Annotated in this window: 17 protein-coding genes; 10 read left to right on the forward strand and 7 right to left on the reverse strand. The window is 61.8% G+C overall.

The window, feature by feature from the left end; genetic code table 11:
• Window positions 1-9: 9 nt before the first annotated feature.
• From FQ192_RS20630 to rsd, 4 genes are all read left to right on the forward strand, one after another.
• The gene (locus tag FQ192_RS20630; RefSeq protein ID WP_149660195.1) at window positions 10-1,152 is read left to right on the forward strand and encodes a uroporphyrinogen-III C-methyltransferase; all 1,143 of its coding nucleotides are present in this window, start codon (window positions 10-12) and stop codon (window positions 1,150-1,152) included.
• The gene (locus FQ192_RS20635) at window positions 1,149-2,387 is read left to right on the forward strand and encodes a heme biosynthesis protein HemY (protein ID WP_149660196.1); all 1,239 of its coding nucleotides are present in this window, start codon (window positions 1,149-1,151) and stop codon (window positions 2,385-2,387) included. The genes FQ192_RS20630 and FQ192_RS20635 overlap by 4 nt, the downstream gene beginning before the upstream one ends.
• A 326-nt stretch (window positions 2,388-2,713) precedes the next feature.
• Window positions 2,714-3,265: a disulfide bond formation protein B gene (locus FQ192_RS20640; protein ID WP_149660197.1), complete on the forward strand. Its 552-nt coding sequence runs from the start codon at window positions 2,714-2,716 to the stop codon at window positions 3,263-3,265.
• Window positions 3,266-3,442: 177 nt separating this feature from the next.
• Window positions 3,443-3,901, forward strand: coding sequence for a sigma D regulator (gene rsd, locus FQ192_RS20645; RefSeq protein WP_149660198.1), 459 nt, complete (start codon window positions 3,443-3,445; stop codon window positions 3,899-3,901).
• Window positions 3,902-3,960: 59 nt separating this feature from the next.
• Here rsd and FQ192_RS20650 read toward each other — a convergent pair whose 3' ends face one another.
• Entirely contained in the window at window positions 3,961-4,626 is a 666-nt protein-coding gene (locus FQ192_RS20650) for an FKBP-type peptidyl-prolyl cis-trans isomerase (protein WP_149660199.1), read from the reverse strand.
• Between the two features lie 192 nt (window positions 4,627-4,818).
• Between FQ192_RS20650 and FQ192_RS20655 the strand changes: the two genes are divergently transcribed.
• Complete coding sequence (locus FQ192_RS20655) at window positions 4,819-5,982, forward strand: AlgP family protein (protein WP_149660200.1); 1,164 nt, start codon at window positions 4,819-4,821, stop codon at window positions 5,980-5,982.
• On the opposite strand, the gene FQ192_RS20660 is transcribed toward FQ192_RS20655, so the two are convergent.
• The gene (locus FQ192_RS20660) at window positions 5,979-6,446 is read right to left on the reverse strand and encodes a TIGR02444 family protein (protein ID WP_149660201.1); all 468 of its coding nucleotides are present in this window, start codon (window positions 6,444-6,446) and stop codon (window positions 5,979-5,981) included. The two genes, FQ192_RS20655 and FQ192_RS20660, sit on opposite strands and share 4 nt — an antisense overlap.
• 50 nt (window positions 6,447-6,496) lie before the next feature.
• On the opposite strand from FQ192_RS20660, the gene FQ192_RS20665 reads away from it, so the two are divergent.
• The 3 genes from FQ192_RS20665 (at window position 6,497) to FQ192_RS20675 (ending at window position 9,738) form a co-directional block, all read left to right on the forward strand.
• Entirely contained in the window at window positions 6,497-8,407 is a 1,911-nt protein-coding gene (locus tag FQ192_RS20665; protein ID WP_149660202.1) for an ATP-binding cassette domain-containing protein, read from the forward strand.
• Window positions 8,407-8,988 carry a mechanosensitive ion channel family protein gene (locus FQ192_RS20670; RefSeq protein WP_149660203.1) on the forward strand — a complete coding sequence of 194 codons (582 nt, stop codon included), beginning with the start codon at window positions 8,407-8,409 and terminating at the stop codon, window positions 8,986-8,988. The genes FQ192_RS20665 and FQ192_RS20670 overlap by 1 nt, the downstream gene beginning before the upstream one ends.
• A gap of 117 nt (window positions 8,989-9,105) precedes the next feature.
• Complete coding sequence (locus tag FQ192_RS20675) at window positions 9,106-9,738, forward strand: LysE family transporter (protein WP_149660204.1); 633 nt, start codon at window positions 9,106-9,108, stop codon at window positions 9,736-9,738.
• 189 nt (window positions 9,739-9,927) lie between these two features.
• On the opposite strand, the gene FQ192_RS20680 is transcribed toward FQ192_RS20675, so the two are convergent.
• The 4 genes from FQ192_RS20680 to FQ192_RS20695 are packed head-to-tail and all read right to left on the reverse strand — an operon-like array spanning window position 9,928 to window position 13,061.
• Window positions 9,928-10,671, reverse strand: coding sequence for a penicillin-binding protein activator LpoB (locus FQ192_RS20680; RefSeq protein WP_149660205.1), 744 nt, complete (start codon window positions 10,669-10,671; stop codon window positions 9,928-9,930).
• Window positions 10,672-10,674: 3 nt separating this feature from the next.
• Complete coding sequence (gene lpoB / locus FQ192_RS20685; RefSeq protein WP_149660328.1) at window positions 10,675-11,265, reverse strand: penicillin-binding protein activator LpoB; 591 nt, start codon at window positions 11,263-11,265, stop codon at window positions 10,675-10,677.
• A gap of 11 nt (window positions 11,266-11,276) precedes the next feature.
• Window positions 11,277-11,651 carry a YcfL family protein gene (locus FQ192_RS20690; RefSeq protein WP_149660206.1) on the reverse strand — a complete coding sequence of 125 codons (375 nt, stop codon included), beginning with the start codon at window positions 11,649-11,651 and terminating at the stop codon, window positions 11,277-11,279.
• A 12-nt stretch (window positions 11,652-11,663) separates the two neighbouring features.
• On the reverse strand, window positions 11,664-13,061 hold the full coding sequence (locus FQ192_RS20695; RefSeq protein WP_149660207.1) for a COG3014 family protein: 1,398 nt from the start codon (window positions 13,059-13,061) through the stop codon (window positions 11,664-11,666).
• Between the two features lie 166 nt (window positions 13,062-13,227).
• Between FQ192_RS20695 and FQ192_RS20700 the strand changes: the two genes are divergently transcribed.
• Window positions 13,228-15,126: an FTR1 family protein gene (locus tag FQ192_RS20700; protein ID WP_149660208.1), complete on the forward strand. Its 1,899-nt coding sequence runs from the start codon at window positions 13,228-13,230 to the stop codon at window positions 15,124-15,126.
• A gap of 112 nt (window positions 15,127-15,238) precedes the next feature.
• Complete coding sequence (locus FQ192_RS20705) at window positions 15,239-15,694, forward strand: YaiI/YqxD family protein (protein WP_149660209.1); 456 nt, start codon at window positions 15,239-15,241, stop codon at window positions 15,692-15,694.
• A 121-nt stretch (window positions 15,695-15,815) separates the two neighbouring features.
• On the opposite strand, the gene elbB is transcribed toward FQ192_RS20705, so the two are convergent.
• On the reverse strand, window positions 15,816-16,484 hold the full coding sequence (elbB, locus tag FQ192_RS20710; protein ID WP_149660210.1) for an isoprenoid biosynthesis glyoxalase ElbB: 669 nt from the start codon (window positions 16,482-16,484) through the stop codon (window positions 15,816-15,818).
• Window positions 16,485-16,526 lie beyond the last annotated feature (42 nt).

Raw genomic sequence — 16,526 nt, forward strand, 5'->3', positions numbered from 1 at the left:
GATGGATACGTGAGCGAAACAGTCTTGCCTAAAGATGACGTGCAGCCGGTGCTCGATGCACCCGTTGAAACTCCACCACCTGCTGCGGTGCCGCGCAGGGGCAATGGACTGGCAATCGTCGCGCTGTTGCTGGGTGCCGCCGGCGTTGCCGTGGGCGGCTGGGGGGTGTGGCAAGTGCGCCACCTGCAGGCCAACACCCAACAGCAGTTGAGTGAAGTCCAGGCGCTGAACGATCAGGCCCAGAGCCTCAAGCTTAACGATCAACGCCTGACCGCACGTCTCGAACAACTGCCCGCCGCCGATGAGCTGGAAGACCGTCGCCGTCTGGTGACCCAGCTGCAAGGCGATCAACAACGCCTGAATCAAAAGCTGGAAACCGTCCTCGGTGCCAGTCGCAAGGATTGGCGCCTGGCCGAGGCCGAGCACTTGCTGCGTCTGGCCAGCCTGCGTCTTTCCGCGTTGCAGGACATCAGCAGCGCCCAGGCCCTGGTGCAGGGTGCCGATGAAATCCTGCGCGAACAGAACGACCCCGGCGCCTTCGCCGCCCGCGAGCAAGTGGCCAAGACCCTGGTGGCCTTGCGCAGCACCGAGCAGCCGGATCGCACCGGGTTGTTCCTGAGGCTGGGTGCATTGCGCGATCAGGTGATCAACCTCACCGAGCTGGCGCCCGAGTACAAGGACCGTGGCGAATCCCTGTTGGGCCTGACCGCCGATGGCGACGGCGCCAGTCGCTGGGCGCAATGGTGGGACGAGGTTTCGCGCTACATCCGCATCGACTTCAACGCCGACAAGAATGTGCGTCCGTTGCTGGCCGGGCAAAGCCTCAGCCAGGTGCGTCTGGCCCTGAGCCTGGCGCTGGAGCAGGCGCAGTGGGCCGCGCTCAACGGCCAGGCCTCGGTGTATACCCAGTCGCTGAAGGAAGCGCGGGATGTGCTCAAGGGCAACTTCAACCCGGACAACCCGCAGAGCAAAGCGATGCTTGAGCAGGTGGCCGATCTGGGCACGCAACCGGTCACGGTCGTCACGCCGGACCTGACGGGCACGTTGAGCGCGGTTCAGGGTTACCTGGAGCGGCGTAATGTGAATGCCGAGGATTCGATCAAACCGCTGGCCAAACCTGCCGCGAACACTGCGCAGGAGGCCACGCCATGAAACGCCTCTATGTGATCCTGTTCCTGGTCATCGCCGCTGCCGGGGCGCTGGGGCTGGCGATTGCCGAGCATTCCGGCTACGTGCTGATCGCCTACAAAAGCTTCCGCTATGAGTCGAGCCTGTGGGCGACCCTGGCCTTGCTGGCGGTGCTGTGGCTGGTGTTCTGGGGCATCAAGGCGTTGGTCGAACTGGTGACGACCTCCGGCGGTGTGGTCAACCCGTGGTCCCGACGCAATCGCAGTCGCCGGGTGCAAGTGGCGATCGAACATGGTCAGCTGGATTTGGCCGAAGGGCGTTGGGCCAGTGCCCAGCGTCATCTGCATCGGGCCGCCGAAGCCGAGCGCCAGCCACTGTTGTATTACCTCGGTGCGGCGCGTGCCGCCAACGAGCAAGGTCATTACGAAGAAAGCGACAACTTGCTGGAGCGCGCGCTGGAGCGTCAGCCCCAGGCCGAGCTGGCGATTGCCTTGAGCCACGCGCAATTGCAGACCGATCGCGGCGACACCGACGGCGCCCTGGCGACCCTGGAAGCCATGCACGAGCGTCATCCGCATAACGTGCAGACCCTGCGTCAATTGCAGCGCCTGCATCAGCAGCGCGGCGACTGGTCGGCAGTGATTCGGCTGCTGCCGGAACTGCGCAAGGACAAGGTCCTGCCAGCGGCCGAGCTGGCAGAGCTGGAGCGCCGGGCCTGGGGTGAAAATCTCAACCTGGCGGCGCACCGCGAGGAGGATGGCGTCGTTGGTTTGCAGTCCCTCAATCGGGCCTGGCAGCAACTCAGCACGGCGCAGCGTCAAGAGTCGCCACTGGTGCTGGCCTATGCCGAGCAATTGCGGCAGTTGGGCGCGCAGGCCGAAGCGGAAGAGGTTCTGCGTGCGGCGCTCAAGCGCAAGTACGACAGCCATCTGGCGCGCCTCTATGGGTTGGTGCGCGGCAGCGATCCGTCGCGGCAGTTGCAGACCGCCGAGGGTTGGCTCAAGGATCATCCCGCTGACCCGAGCCTGCTGCTGACCCTGGGCCGTCTGTGCCTGCAAAGCAGTCTGTGGGGCAAGGCCCGGGATTATCTGGAAAGCAGCCTGCGTGTGCAGCGCAACCCGGAAGCCTGTGCGGAGCTGGCCAGGTTGCTGGCGCAACTGGGCGATACCGAACGCAGTAACCAACTGTTCCAGGAAGGCCTTGGCCTGTTGGACGAGCGTCTACTGGCGGCGCCGTTGCCCGTCGCCGTCCGCGCCTGATTTCCGGGTTGGCATAAATCCTGGGGCGAGGGAGCTTGCTTGTGGCGAGGGGGCTTGCCCCCGTTGGACTGCGCAGCAGTCCCATCTGAAGGCGCTTCGCACCTCTGTGAGAGCAAGCGCCTCACCGCAAAACGCTCACTCCAGCGTCTTGTGTTTAGCTCTTGTCGTCCGCCATCGGCAACGTCCTACAAGGTGCTACATCTAATCCTTCAGATCCTGTCGGGAATTCCCTACACCTTTGGTGAAGTGTCCGTGGTGGCCCGCCTTGAAAGGCTGGCGCGCTTTCCTCTACCGTAACCGCCTGTCTCTAAAGTTACGGATTAGCCATGTCTTTGGCCTGCTCACGCTCCTTGTTTTTCATGGCTTTCACTGCAGGTGCCCTGGCCTTGGGCGTTTCCTTTTACCTGGAATATGTGGTCGGGCTCAGACCTTGCGGGTTGTGTTTATTGCAGCGGATTTTCCTCGCGCTGCTCATGCTGGTTTGCCTGGTGGCCTCGGTGCACGGCCCGCGGCGATTCGGGTCTTTTGTTTATTGGCTGATGGGGTTGTCTGCCAGCCTGGGCGGGACCGTCACCGCGTGGCGCCAGGTGCTGTTGCAAGCGGATCCGCTGCAGCAGTTGTCACTCTGCTCGCCCAATCTGGATGACGTGTACGAAAACCTGCCCTGGGCCTGCGCCGTGAAACGGATGTTCAAGGGCGGCGATGATTGCGCGCAACTCTCATGGACCTTGTTCGACCTGAGCATCCCGGAATGGAGCCTGCTGTTCTTCGTCGCGATGCTGATCCTGAGCATTTATCAGTTGCTGCGCCATGTCTGGATCGCCTGTCAGCGACCGCTCAGCGGCGTGTCGTCGCACCCGGCGGTGGCGCGTGATTAAACACTTGTATGAACTTTATCTCCTGCGTACCTTGAAGGCATTGTCGTGCGGGCATAATCTGGCCCGCACGTGTCATTGGATTTATGTTGCTCGATGACGCTCTGCCTGGCCGATTCTTGACCTTCAAGGGTGCGACAGGTGTAGAGCAGCATGACCCACAAGGGAAGAGAGATCACCATGCTCGAAAGTTGTCAGAATGCTCAGGAACGCTGGGGTGGAGTGCATCTGCTGATCGACCGCTGGTTGCAGGAGCGTCACGAACTGGTTCGGGCCTATGATGCTCTCGGCGACAAGCCTGAAGCGCTGGGTGAGAGCCGCAAACCGTTGCAGGAATTTTGCGGTGTGCTGGTCGACTACGTGTCGGCGGGGCATTTCGAGATCTACGAACAGCTCACCGGTGAAGCCAAGGCCTTTGGTGACAAGCGTGGTCTGGAGCTGGCCGAGACGATCTACCCACGCATCGACGTCATCACCGAGAAGCTGCTCGCGTTCAACGACCTGTGTGATGCAGGCAAGTGTGTCGCCGAGAAATTCAAAGAGCTGGGTGGCCTATTGCATGAACGCTTCGAGCTGGAAGATTGCCTGATCGAAGTGCTGCACACGGCTCACAAGGAAGAGGATTCGGTTCAAGCCTGAACCCCTTCCCGCAACAACCGAAACGGTGCGCTATGCGCGCCGTTTTTCGTTTCCGCGATTCAGCTGGTGGCGTCGCGCAATTCGACTTCAAACACCAGCGGAGTGAATGGCGCGATCAAGTCGCCGGCACCATCGGCGCCATAAGCCTGGGCCGATGGAATCACCAGTCGCCACTTCGCGCCAACCGGCATGTTTTGCAGCGCCGTGCGCCAGCCGGTGATCACGCTGTCGAGGCTGAACCACTGCGGCTGGCTGTTCTGATCGAACACCGTGCCGTCGGGCAGGCGACCGATGTACATCACCTGAACCTTGCCATTCGGCCCGGCCTTGGCGCCGTTGCCCGGGGTCAATTCCGTCAGCAAAATTCCATCGTCCAGTTCACGAACGCCGGGCCGGGCTTTTTCCTGAGTAAGAAAACGCTGCTCTTTTTCCAGGGCTTCTTCGGTTTGCGGCGCTGGCGTTTGCAAGGCGACCTGGGCTTCGTGGTCGGCCAGGATCTGCTCGATCTGCGCGTCTTTCAGCGCCAGGGGTTTGCCTTGATAGGCTTGCTGCAGGCCATCGACCAGCGCCTGAAGTTGCAGGTCCGGAACCTCTTGGCGCAAGCGTTCGCCGAGGCTTGCCCCCAGGCTGTAGGCGAGATCGTGAGCATCATTTGCAGCGGTTTTTTCCGCGGCATGAGCGACGGAAAAACACACCAGCAGGGATAAAAAAAGGTAACGCGACATGGGCACTCTCCGACCTGAGATGCGGGGGATTATGCCAGCGAGGATGGGTTGAACGGTGAACTGCTTTTGCGCCGATGCAGAACATTTTCGATTCGCTGCAACGCAACGCTTTGGATACTGTCAACATGACCTAGCGGCGGTGTCAGCAGAGGTCTAGTATGAGCCGCATTCACGTCAGCCAGGAGGTAAACCATGTCGGCCACCAAGAAGCCTGTAAATACTCCGTTGCACTTACTCCAACAACTCTCGGGCAGCCTGCTCGAGCATTTGGAAACCGCTTGTTCCCAAGCCTTGGCTGATGCTGAAAAACTGCTCGCCAAACTGGAAAAGCAGCGCGGTAAAGCGCAAGAAAAACTGCACAAATCCCGTACCAAATTGCAGGACGCTGCGGCGGCCGGCAAAGCCAAGGCACAAGCCAAGGCGAAGGACGGAGTGAAGCAACTCGAAGACTTGCTCGATGCCTTGAAAGATCGTCAGTCCGAGACCCGCACCTACATTCTGCAACTCAAGCGCGATGCTCAGGAAAGCCTGAAACTGGCCCAGGGCGTCGGTCGCGTACAAGAGGCTGTGAGCAAGGCGTTGTCCCTGCGTTCGGCCAAGCCTGCTGCGGCACCTGCCAAGAAAGCCGCGGCCAAACCGGTTGCTGCAAAAGCAGCCGCCAAGCCTGCTGCCAAACCGGCTGCCAAAGCGCCGGCCAAAGCCGCAGCAAAACCTGCCGCGAAAAAACCAGTGGCTGCCAGCGCTGCGAAACCAGCTGCCAGAACGACGGCTGCCAAGCCAGCTGCCGCCAAGCCAGTTGCTGCAAAAACGGCTGCTGCCAAACCGACTGCGGCGAAAACCGCAGCCGCTAAACCTGCTGCAAAAACGGCCGCCAAACCAGCCGCAAAACCGGCTGCCAGAACGGCAGCAGCGAAACCGGCTGCCAAGCCAGCCGCGAAGCCAGTAGCTGCAAAAGCCGCTGCAAAACCAGCCGCCAAGCCGGCAGCAAAACCAGCGGCTAAAACCGCAGCCGCCAAGCCTGCAGCCGCTAAACCTGCTGCTGCAAAATCGGCCGCCAAACCAGCAGCCGCTAAACCGGCTACTGCGAGCGCTGCAAAACCTGCCGCAGCCAAACCCGCTGCCAAGCCGGCTGCTGCAAAACCAGCTGCCGCTAAACCTGCTGCAAAACCAGCGGTGAAAAAACCAGTCGCGGCCAAACCCGCTACGGCCAAACCGGCTACCGCGCCAGTCGCCAAGCCTGCCACCCCGGCTCCGGCAGCATCGTCTGCTCCAGCCGCTACTACCTCGACCCCGACTGCTGCGCCAACGCCAGCCGCCGCATCGAGCACTGCCACCACCCCAACCAGCGCTTCCTAAGTGCCGGTTACCGCGGCGCGCAGCTGATGCAGCAGCGCGTCGCGGTCCAGGTTGGCGGCGCCTGCCGCCACACCTTCCAGCCAGGCCGATCGTTCGGTCACCTCAGCTTGCGGCCAATCCTGGGCCGTACGTTCCAATCGCAACAGCAGATGCCGTTCGGTTTCCAACTCCAGTGCCTTCACTTGTTCGCGTAACGCGTTGAGTTCGACGTCGTCCACGGCGGCGGCTTTCCATTGCATGCGCAATGCTCGCAGCGGCTGTACGACATTCATCTCCCACGGCCCGGCCACCTGAAATAGCGCCTGCAAGCGTTGCTCGGTGCAGCCCACGCCTCGTTGTTCCAGCCACAGCCCACACAGCAGCAGGCACACATTCGCCCCCGCCGCCTGCCATTGCAGGCACAGGCCTTCCACACCGGGACGGGCGTAAGTGTTCAGGGAAAAGCTCCACAGGTCAGCAGACATAGTGCTACTCGCGCCAGTTGTGAGCGAAGCTGATAGACTCCGCCGCCATTATGATCCGAATTCAGAACCTGACTTTACAGCGTGGCCCGCAACGTCTGCTAGAAGACGCCGAGCTGACCCTGCACGCCGGCCACAAAGCCGGCCTCATCGGTGCCAACGGCGCCGGCAAATCGAGCCTGTTCGCCTTGCTCCTGGGCGACCTGCACCCGGACTCGGGTGATTGCTTGCTGCCGGGCGACTGGCGCATCGCCCACATGCGCCAGGAGATCGACACCCTCGATCGCATCGCGGTCGACTACGTGCTCGATGGCGACCTGCGCCTGCGCGAGGTGCAACGTGACCTCGCCGCGGCCGAAGCGGCCCATGACGGTGCCGCCCAGGCCCGCCTGCATGCCGAGCTCGACAGCGCCGACGGTTACACCGCCGACGCCCGGGCGCGCAAGTTGCTGGCCGGCCTTGGGTTCACCAACGATCAGATGGATCGTCAGGTAGGCGATTTCTCCGGTGGCTGGCGGATGCGTCTGAACCTGGCGCAGGCTTTGATGTGTCCTTCGGACTTGCTGCTGCTCGATGAACCGACCAACCACTTGGACCTCGACGCCATCATCTGGCTCGAAGAGTGGCTCAAGAGCTACCCCGGCACCTTGATGCTGATTTCCCACGACCGGGACTTCCTCGATGCCGTGGTCGATCACGTCGCTCACGTCGATCAGCGCAAGATCACCCTGTATCGCGGCGGCTACAGCGCCTTCGAACGTGCGCGTGCTGAACGTCTGGCCCAGCAACAGCAGGCCTACGAGAAGCAGCAGGCGCAACGTGCGCACATGGAAAGCTACATCGCCCGCTTCAAGGCCCAGGCCACCAAGGCCCGTCAGGCCCAGAGCCGGATTAAGGCGCTGGAGCGGATGGAAGAACTGTCCGCCGCCCACGTCGATTCGCCGTTCGACTTCGTGTTCCGCGAGTCGCACAAAATCTCCAGCCCGTTGATTGATATCTCCGACGCTCGCCTGGGTTACGGCGAGCGCGCCGTGCTGGAGAAGGTCAAGCTGCAACTGACCCCTGGCGCGCGCATCGGCTTGCTCGGCCCCAACGGCGCGGGCAAATCGACCCTGATCAAAAACCTCGCCGGTGAACTCGAGCCATTGTCCGGTCGCCTGACCCGCGGCGAGAACACCGTGGTCGGCTACTTTGCCCAGCATCAACTGGACTCGCTCGACTCCAAGGCCAGCCCGTTGCTGCACATGCAGCGCCTGGCGCCGACCGAGCGCGAGCAGACCCTGCGCGACTTCCTCGGCGGTTTCGACTTCCGCGGTGCGCGCATTGATGAGCCGGTGCTGAATTTCTCCGGTGGCGAAAAGGCCCGACTGGCGCTGGCGTTGATCGCCTGGGGCCGCCCGAACCTGTTGCTGCTCGACGAACCGACCAACCACCTGGACCTGGAAATGCGCCTGGCGCTGACCATGGCCTTGCAGGAGTTCAGTGGCGCGGTACTGGTGGTCTCCCACGACCGTCATTTGCTCAAAAGCACCACTGACAATTTCTATCTGGTGGCGGACGGTAAGGTCGAAGAGTTCGACGGCGATCTGGAGGACTACACCCGCTGGCTGGTGGAGTACCGTCAGCGCAACGCGCCGGTCAGCAACACCCCGGTGAACCCGGACAAGACCGACAAGAAGGCTCAGCGTCAGGCTGCCGCTGCGTTGCGTCAGCAACTGGCGCCGCACAAGCGTGAGGCTGACAAGCTCGAAGCCGAGCTGGGCAAGATCCACGAGAAACTGGCGAAGATCGATGTCAGCCTCGGCGACAGCGATATCTACGAACCGATGCGCAAGAACGAATTGCGTGATCTGCTGGCCGAGCAAGCCAAGCTCAAGGTGCGTGAAGCCGAACTGGAAGAGTCCTGGATGGAAGCCCTGGAACTGCTGGAAAGCATGCAGGCGGAGCTGGAGGCGTTGTCCTGATGGACGCCTTCAAATGGCCGCTGCCGGCGGTGTGGGTCGAGCCGATCTGGCTCGTCGTGCAAATCCTGCTGATCCTGCTGGCCGGTTACTTCGCCCAGCGCTTCGTCGCCAAATGCCTGACTCGCCTCGGTGAGCGCTACCCGTTTCCGCCGCAACTGCTGATGCCGCTGCGCGGTGGCCTGCGCTGGCTGATCATGGGTAGCGCGTTGATCTTCGTGCTGGAACGCCTCGGCGTTTCGGCGACGGTGCTCTGGACCGCGTTGTCCGGGTTCGTCGCCGTAGCGGCGGTGGCGTTCTTCGCCATGTGGAGCGTGCTCTCCAACCTGCTGTGCGCGATCCTGATCTTCACCGTCGGCCCGTTCCGCATTGGTGACGTGGTCGAGCTGGTGGACACCCTCGACAAGCCCGGCGTCAAAGGCCGGGTCGTGGCGATCAATCTGCTGTTCACCACGCTGATCGAAGCCGAAGAAGCCGGGACTGGCAGCGCCATGGTGCAAGTGCCTAACAGCCTGTTCTTCCAGCGCTCGGTTCGGCGCTGGCGCGGTAGCGATGTATTCCCTTCGAGCGGTTTCGAAAAATAGGCGACACCGCCGATCACGCTGGTCGGCCGTCGTTCTGGTCCTGCAAAAAATCGGTGGTCATCGGCCCCAAGCCGCATTAGCTTAGACGTCTGTCACGAGTCTGAGTCGAGGTGTGCAATGGTGCTTCAAACATGGCTGGCGTTTTTTGCCGCCTGCTGGGTGATCAGCCTGTCTCCCGGTGCCGGCGCGATTGCGTCGATGTCCAGCGGTCTGCGATACGGTTTCTGGCGCGGTTACTGGAACGCCCTGGGCCTGCAGCTGGGCCTGGCGGTGCAGATTGCGATTGTCGGTGCGGGGGTGGGCGCCATTCTCACGGCTTCGGCAACCGCGTTCTACGCGATCAAATGGTTCGGTGTGGCGTACCTGGTTTACCTCGCGGTCAAGCAATGGCGGGCACTGCCCAGCGACATGAGCGACGACGGCGCGGTGCGCCAGATTGGCAAGCCGCTGGCCCTGATGTTCCGGGGGTTCCTGGTGAACATCAGCAACCCCAAGGCTCTGGTGTTCATGCTGGCCGTGTTGCCGCAGTTCATTGATCCCCATGCGCCGCTGCTGGCTCAATACCTGATCATCGGCGTCACCATGGTCTGCGTCGACCTGATCGTCATGGCCGGTTACACCGGGCTGGCGGCCAAAGTGTTGCGGATGTTGCGCACGCCCCAACAGCAGAAACGCATGAATCGCACGTTTGCCGGGCTGTTCATCGGTGCGGCGGCGTTCATGGCGACGTTGCGTAAAGCGGTGGTGTAAACCTTGCTGGCACAAAAAAGGCGACCTTTTCAGGTCGCCTTTTTCATTTGCCTTGCACTCATTGTGGCGAGGGAGCTTCTGTGGCGAGGGGGCTTGCCCCCGTTGAGGTGCGAAGCGCCTCCAAAATGGGCCTGCTGCGCAGTCCAACTGGGGCAAGCCCCCTCGCCACAGTGGTGTCCGGCCTGGATGTCAGCGCAGGATAACCGGCGCCGTGTCCCGCGGCAGGTTGTTACGCTGCGCGGCTGGCCCCGGCTGCTCGTAACCACCGCCACCCAGTTGTTGGCTCAGTTGCGCCGCCACGTCTTCGCCCAAGGCCTTGGACACATCACGCACCACCCGTGGGCGGTTCAGTGACACGTGGATGTCCCGGTCATTCACCAGTTTGGTGTCCTGGGCCTCACCCATGGCGGTGAAGGCCGAGGTGATTTCGAAGGTCTTGGTATTGATCAGGCTAAAATCTGCCACCAGGGTCAACGCCAGCACCGCCGAATAGCTGTCGGTGTTGGCCAGTTCGTTCATGTCCTGGGTGAAGTCGATGTCCGACACCGTGCCAAACAGCACGTAATCGGCGCCCTTGAAGTCGCCGGCCTTGATGCGCTTGATTACGTCGTACACATCGCGCTTGGCGCTGGCCGTGTAAGGCGTGCCCTGGATCAGCTGAAACATCCCGGTCTTGAGCATTTCCCCCTTGATATCGCCGCTGAAGCGTCGGATCTCGGTCTGCTCCAGGTAACTGTTGCGCGTGGTGTACTCGTCATAACTGGACGAGCCGCTGGCGCCGTAATAGTCCTGCTGTTGATTGTCCCGGGCCGAGATGACGTGGACGTATTGATCCACGCTGGCCTCATAGGCGAGGTCGGTGACAGCGATTTTCGGCGCGGCCTGGGCGCTCAACGCACAGGCCAGGGTGATGAAGCCAATCCATGCACGCATTGCTTAGCGCTCCGTGGTTTTGCGGATTTCTTTCTCGTCCATCCACTCGGCCAGTCCGCTTTCGACGTCGACCAGTTGCAGGCTGAATTTGTAGAAGACGTCCTTGTAGTCGTTGCTGCGCTTGACGATCGAGCTGATCGAGCCTTCCAGGCGATAGCGGGCGGCGATCATGTTGCCGGTCTTGGCCACCGTGCTTTTCTTGTACAGGCCACTCTGGTTTTGCAGCTTGAGGTGGTCGACCTGGCTTTGCATGTCGGTGTTGTCGCTGGCAAAACGCGCGGCGCCGCTGCGCATCAACTGGGTCTTGATCGAGGTGGTGATTTCCCGCGTGTCGATGTACTCGCTGGTCTTGTTCATCACGTCGTACACCTGCACCACCGGGCGGCCCTTCAGGACACCGGACTGGGCGAGGGAACGGGTCATGCTCTCGGCGATCATTTGCAGGTCGGTCGAGCCGAATTCGTTGGTCACCAGCTCCACGGCCTTCGGGTCGCCATAGCTGATGTTGCCACTGCACAATACCGGCGAGCGATTGTCGGCACAGCCACCGACCAGCAACGCGGCCAGGGCAACGCAAGAGAGGCGGGCCATCATGTGTGGGCGGTTCACGGCGTATTGATCTCCAGGCGGAAGTCCACGGCTTGTGGTACGGGGGCGATGGCGGGCAGGAAATTCGTCTGGCCGGCGTACAGGGTCAGGCTTTTCCAGGTATCGGCTTCGGCGACCGGAAATCCTTCCGGTCCCAGCCACAGATAGCGGTAATAGAGTGTTCGGTTATCGGTATCGGTATTGCTCAGCTGGGCGTTGACCGTGAGGAAGCCGTTTTCCCGGGCCATGCGCATCGGGCCGACGGCGACGTGCTGGATCGGTCCGGTGGCCATGACTTTACTGGCGGCGCTGCCGGGTTCCGGCGGCGGTGGCGGGGTGGCGCAACCGGCCAACAGGGCCAGGGCGATAACGGCGAAGCATTTCAATCCCATGAAAATCTCCGTTCAGGGTAGGGCGGGTTTGGCGTCAACGAGGGGGGCTGACTGGGCGTCTTGTCGCATGGCGAGGTCGGCGGCGTAAATCCGGTTACCCACGGCGCGCAAACTGAAGGCTTGATGGGTTTTATCAATCTCGAATTTGATCGGAAGGTATTGTGGCGCATTCGGTAGCGTCAGTTTGTGCATGCCCTTGCTCAGCCGGATTCGGGCGATCAAGGTCCTGTCGGGCAAGGTGCGCCAGACACGGGTATCGGCGTCCTCTTGCTGGGTTTGCCGCAGCATTTCCTCTTCAAGTTTCTCCGGGCTGCGTTTTTTCAGGAACGCCAGGTATTGGGCATTGGTGCGGGCGCGATGCAGCGTGCGTTGAATAATCCCCGGCATGTCGTCACGCAATGAACGGCGCGACATGTCGCCGAAGCTGTTGATCAGGGTCAGCTTCTGTTTTTTGTCGTCCACCGTTATGAAGTCCACCGGTGGCGTGGAGGTGTCGGGGACGACGGCCGGAAACGACATGTTGGTAATGAAGGTCTGGCCCTCGACGTCGACCGAAATCGGCACGCGCACCGACTGCAGCGCCGGCGCCAGACCGGTTTGCACGATCAACAGCACATCGGCCTCGCCAGCTTTGAGCGGGGATTTGGCCAGGTTGCGCAAGGCTTGTTCCAGCAGCGGTGTATTCGGGTGCAGTTCGATGGCCTGGCGATAACCCGGCGCGGCGAGGTCTTTCTCATCCAGTGATTCATAGATGAACCCGGCGAGGTAATGGCTGAACGCGCTCTGGTAGCTGTTTTTCAGCGCGACCACTTCGGGAGCGTCGAGGGTTGCCACCGGGTAGCCCTGAAGGTCTTTGTATTGCAGCGCGACCCCCTGATCCTTCGCCTGGTTTTCCAGGGCCAGGTATTCCAAGTCACGCTTGTCGGCAATGATCGCCTCGCGCTCGTGGGTTTTCTTGATCGCGACGCGAGCCTTTTCCGTCTCGGCGGCGGAGAGCAACATCAGGGCCATTTGCGTGGTCAGCGCGACTTTCTCGAAATCATGGCCGTCGTATAAGCGCACTTTGTCGTTGGCGCCGTAGCTGTTGAAGTCGGTGAAGCCTTTGAACGTGCCGAAATAGGGCGAGTTTGCCCACCCTTCGATCAAGCGGTCGGCGTAGTCCCAATTGGCGTAACTGCCGCTCATGTCGCCGTTCATGCGCAACAACTCACCCCGCTCGAAGTTGTAGAGGAGGTCGCCGGGGGCAATGGGGTTGTTGCGGTCGAGCACGGCAACAGCGCTTTCGATATCGCCGTCCCTGAAATAGTAGAGGGTCTCGTCGAGCTCCGCGTTGTAGTCACGGAACGAGGTGCACGCGCTCAGTAGAAGGCACGTACTGAGGACAAACCAGAAGCGCAGGCGGGTGGCCATTTACTGTGTGTCTTCCTTGAAGATAAGCCGCCAAGAGGCGGCAAATTATAGACTTGAATGATGGCACTTTGTTCCTGTTCGTCAGCGGCCGGCGTAGACAAAGCTTGAGTGAAACTCATTGGGAGTGAACAATGTGTTACTTCGTATTTCCATTTGAGATTCATTCATGACTGCCTCCTCTCGTTTTCTGGCGTGGCTAGTGCTGCCGGTGATCGCGCTTTGCAGCTTCAATGCGCTGGCCGAGACTGCCGAAGGCGCGCCCAAAGCGCTGCATTTACTCGACTACATTGGCGCTGATTACCCGGCGACGGTCGAGGCCGGCAAGGTCATTGATGAGTCCGAGTACCGCGAACAACAAGAGTTCATGGTGGTTCTGCAAGGGTTGATCGCCGAATTGCCGGCCAGGCCCGAGCGCGCCGAGCTGGAGCAGGGCGTTAGCAACCTGCGCGCGGCTATCGTCGCTCGCAGGGACAGCGCCGACGTCGTGCGTCAGGCCCGTCAGCTCGGTGCGAAGCTGGCCGTAGCCTATGAAGTCAGCCAGGCTCCGGTGATCACCCCGGACCCGACTCGCGGCGCGCCGCTGTATGCCCAGCAATGTTCGGTGTGCCACGGCGATGCGGGCGCCGGTGACGGCCCGGCCGGCGTTGGCATGACCCCGGCGCCGGCCAACCTGCGGGATGCAACGCGGCTGGATCGCCTGAGCCTCTACGGGATCTACAACACCCTGGGCCAGGGCGTCGAAGGCACCGACATGCCGTCCTTCGCCGACCAGCTGGATGACCGTCAGCGCTGGGATCTGGCGACTTATATTGCTGGTTTCAGCGCCGACCCGGCCGCCGCTAAATCCGAAAAGACCTACAACATCGCCGACCTGGCCCGTCAGACCCCGGCCGAAGTGCTGGCCGCCGAAGGCCCGCAAGCCGTGGCGACGTTCCGTGCGCAGCGGGCGCAACCGCCCCAGGTCAAGCGTGGCCCGGCGCAGTTGCTCGATTACACCGCCGCAACGCTCGACAAAAGCATCGCCGCCTACCGGACTGGCGAGCACGATCAGGCCTACGACCTGTCGGTGGCCGCGTACCTGGAAGGCTTCGAACTGGTCGAAAGCTCCCTGGACAACGTCGACGCCAACGTGCGCAAAGACACTGAAAAATCCCTGATGGCCTACCGTCAGTCGTTGCAGGATGGTTTGCCGCTGGCCCAGGTCGAGCAGCGTCTGGACGCGGCCAAGGCCAAGTTGAAGCAATCCGCTGGCCTGCTGGGCAGCGATGGCTTGAGCTGGTCCCTGAGCTACATCTCCGGCCTGTTGATTCTGCTGCGCGAAGGCCTGGAAGCGATTCTGGTGCTGGCGGCCATCCTCGCGTTCCTGCGCAATACCGGCCAGCAATCGGCGGTGCGCAGCGTCAACGTCGGTTGGGGGTTGGCGTTGTTGGCGGGACTCGGGACCTGGGCGCTGGCGGCGTATGTGATCGATGTCAGCGGCGCCCAGCGTGAATTGCTGGAGGGCGCGACGGCGTTGTTTGCCAGTGTCATGGTGCTTTGGCTTGGCGTGTGGATGCACGACCGTCGCCACGCGGCGGCCTGGCAGGATTACATCAAGAGCAGCCTGGTGGGCGGCGGCGGGCGTTTCGGCTTTGCGATCCTGGCGTTCTTCTCGGTGTATCGCGAACTGTTCGAAGTGATCCTGTTCTACGAAACCCTGTGGCTGCAGGCCGGTCCCGCCGGGCACAACGCGGTATTGGCCGGCGGTGCCACGGCGCTGGTGTTGCTGGTCGGCCTGGCCTGGGTGATCCTGCGCGGTTCGGCGAAACTGCCGCTCGCGCTGTTCTTCGGCATCAACGCCGGGTTGCTGTGCGCGTTGTCGGTGGTGTTTGCCGGGCATGGGGTGAAGGCGTTGCAGGAAGCCGGGATCTTCGGCACCCGGCCGGTGCCGTTCTTTGACTTCGACTGGTTGGGGATCCACGCTGATGCGTATTCGCTGAGTGCGCAGGCGGTGGCGATTATTGCGATTGTCGTGCTTTACAGTCGTAGCCGGATGGCTGAGAAGCGGCGGGTGCAGACGTCTTAAGTCCGCGTCGTCCCCATTCGCGGGCAAGCCTCGCTGCTACAGGATTCATGCGCCGGTTGCGTATAACCTGTAGGAGCAAGGCTTGCCCGCGATGCTTTTAAGAGGTAACACAATGCGTGTGTGGATCGATGCCGACGCTTGCCCAAGGGCGGCCAAGGATCTGGTGGTGAAATTCGCCCTCAAGCGCCAGTACGAAGTGGTGCTGGTGGCCGGTCAGCCGCAGATCAAGCCCGGCCTGGCGCTGGTGAAGCTGATCGTGGTGCCCAGTGGCCCGGATGCGGCCGACGATTACCTGGTGGAACACGCGGTGCCCGGTGAGCTGGTGATTTGCAGCGATGTGCCGTTGGCTGATCGCCTGGTGAAGAAGGGTGTTGCGGCGCTGGACCCGCGGGGCAAAGAGTTCGATGCGCAGAACATGGGCGACAGATTGGCGGTGCGTAATCTGTTCACTGACCTGCGAGAGCAGGGCCAGATGAGCGGCGGGCCCGCGCCATTTGGCGAGCGGGAGAAACAGGCGTTTGCCAATGCGCTGGATCGGATCCTGACCCGGCTGACCCGGGCACAATGATCGTTCCCACGCTCCGCGTGGGAATGCAGCCCGGGACGCTCCGCGTCCCATCCAGAGCCGAACGCGGAGCGTCCGTTGAGGCATTCCCACGCAGAGCGTGGGAACGATCAGGTGTCCGGTGTCAGGCGTCGTTTTCGTGGGTCAGTTCGAGCACACGGTCGACCAGCTTATTGATCCCCGACGCCGCCTCGCTGATCGTCTGCGCCAACATATACGCCGGTGTACTCACCAACTTGCGCGCCTTGTCTTCGACAATATCGCCCACGGCGCAATCGGCGTGGGTCGCGCCCATCTTGTTCATGGCCGCCGCCGTTTCGGCATCATTACCAATGGTGCAGGTTACGCCCGGGCCGTAAATCTTCGCCGCCAGCGCCGGCGAGATGCAGATCAACCCCACCGGTTTAGCGGCTTCGGCAAAGGCTTCGGCCAGCGCCAGGACTTGCGGTTGTACCGTGCAGCCAGCGCCTTCGACGGCAAAATTGGAGAGGTTCTTCGCCGCACCGAAACCGCCCGGCACGATCAACGCATCGAAGTCTTCGACGTTGGCTTCGCGGATGTCCTTGATATTGCCCCGGGTGATGCGCGCCGATTCCACCAACACATTGCGCGACTCGGGCATTTCTTCGCCGGTCAGGTGGTTGATTACATGCAACTGCGCAATGTTCGGCGCGAAGCACTGCACCTGGGCACCACGCTGGTCCAGGCGCAGCAGGGTGATCACGCTTTCGTGGATTTCGGCGCCGTCGTACACGCCACAGCCGGAAAGGATCACTGCAATTTTTTTGCTCATGGGCTTTTCTCCAGGTTCATGGCGCTAAATGTCCACTAATTT

This window comes from Pseudomonas sp. ANT_J12, assembly GCF_008370045.1.
Lineage (GTDB): Bacteria > Pseudomonadota > Gammaproteobacteria > Pseudomonadales > Pseudomonadaceae > Aquipseudomonas.

What these genes read in the sequence shown, in the direction of transcription:
- FQ192_RS20635 (WP_149660196.1), top strand. Translation starts at nt 1,149, where the DNA reads ATGAAACGCCTCTATGTGATCCTGTTCCTGGTCATCGCCGCTGCCGGG.
- FQ192_RS20640 (WP_149660197.1), top strand. Translation starts at nt 2,714, where the DNA reads ATGTCTTTGGCCTGCTCACGCTCCTTGTTTTTCATGGCTTTCACTGCA.
- rsd (WP_149660198.1), top strand. Translation starts at nt 3,443, where the DNA reads ATGCTCGAAAGTTGTCAGAATGCTCAGGAACGCTGGGGTGGAGTGCAT.
- FQ192_RS20650 (WP_149660199.1), bottom strand. Translation starts at nt 4,626, where the DNA reads ATGTCGCGTTACCTTTTTTTATCCCTGCTGGTGTGTTTTTCCGTCGCT.
- FQ192_RS20655 (WP_149660200.1), top strand. Translation starts at nt 4,819, where the DNA reads ATGTCGGCCACCAAGAAGCCTGTAAATACTCCGTTGCACTTACTCCAA.
- FQ192_RS20660 (WP_149660201.1), bottom strand. Translation starts at nt 6,446, where the DNA reads ATGTCTGCTGACCTGTGGAGCTTTTCCCTGAACACTTACGCCCGTCCC.
- FQ192_RS20665 (WP_149660202.1), top strand. Translation starts at nt 6,497, where the DNA reads ATGATCCGAATTCAGAACCTGACTTTACAGCGTGGCCCGCAACGTCTG.
- FQ192_RS20670 (WP_149660203.1), top strand. Translation starts at nt 8,407, where the DNA reads ATGGACGCCTTCAAATGGCCGCTGCCGGCGGTGTGGGTCGAGCCGATC.
- FQ192_RS20675 (WP_149660204.1), top strand. Translation starts at nt 9,106, where the DNA reads ATGGTGCTTCAAACATGGCTGGCGTTTTTTGCCGCCTGCTGGGTGATC.
- FQ192_RS20680 (WP_149660205.1), bottom strand. Translation starts at nt 10,671, where the DNA reads ATGCGTGCATGGATTGGCTTCATCACCCTGGCCTGTGCGTTGAGCGCC.
- lpoB (WP_149660328.1), bottom strand. Translation starts at nt 11,265, where the DNA reads ATGATGGCCCGCCTCTCTTGCGTTGCCCTGGCCGCGTTGCTGGTCGGT.
- FQ192_RS20690 (WP_149660206.1), bottom strand. Translation starts at nt 11,651, where the DNA reads ATGGGATTGAAATGCTTCGCCGTTATCGCCCTGGCCCTGTTGGCCGGT.
- FQ192_RS20695 (WP_149660207.1), bottom strand. Translation starts at nt 13,061, where the DNA reads ATGGCCACCCGCCTGCGCTTCTGGTTTGTCCTCAGTACGTGCCTTCTA.
- FQ192_RS20700 (WP_149660208.1), top strand. Translation starts at nt 13,228, where the DNA reads ATGACTGCCTCCTCTCGTTTTCTGGCGTGGCTAGTGCTGCCGGTGATC.
- FQ192_RS20705 (WP_149660209.1), top strand. Translation starts at nt 15,239, where the DNA reads ATGCGTGTGTGGATCGATGCCGACGCTTGCCCAAGGGCGGCCAAGGAT.
- elbB (WP_149660210.1), bottom strand. Translation starts at nt 16,484, where the DNA reads ATGAGCAAAAAAATTGCAGTGATCCTTTCCGGCTGTGGCGTGTACGAC.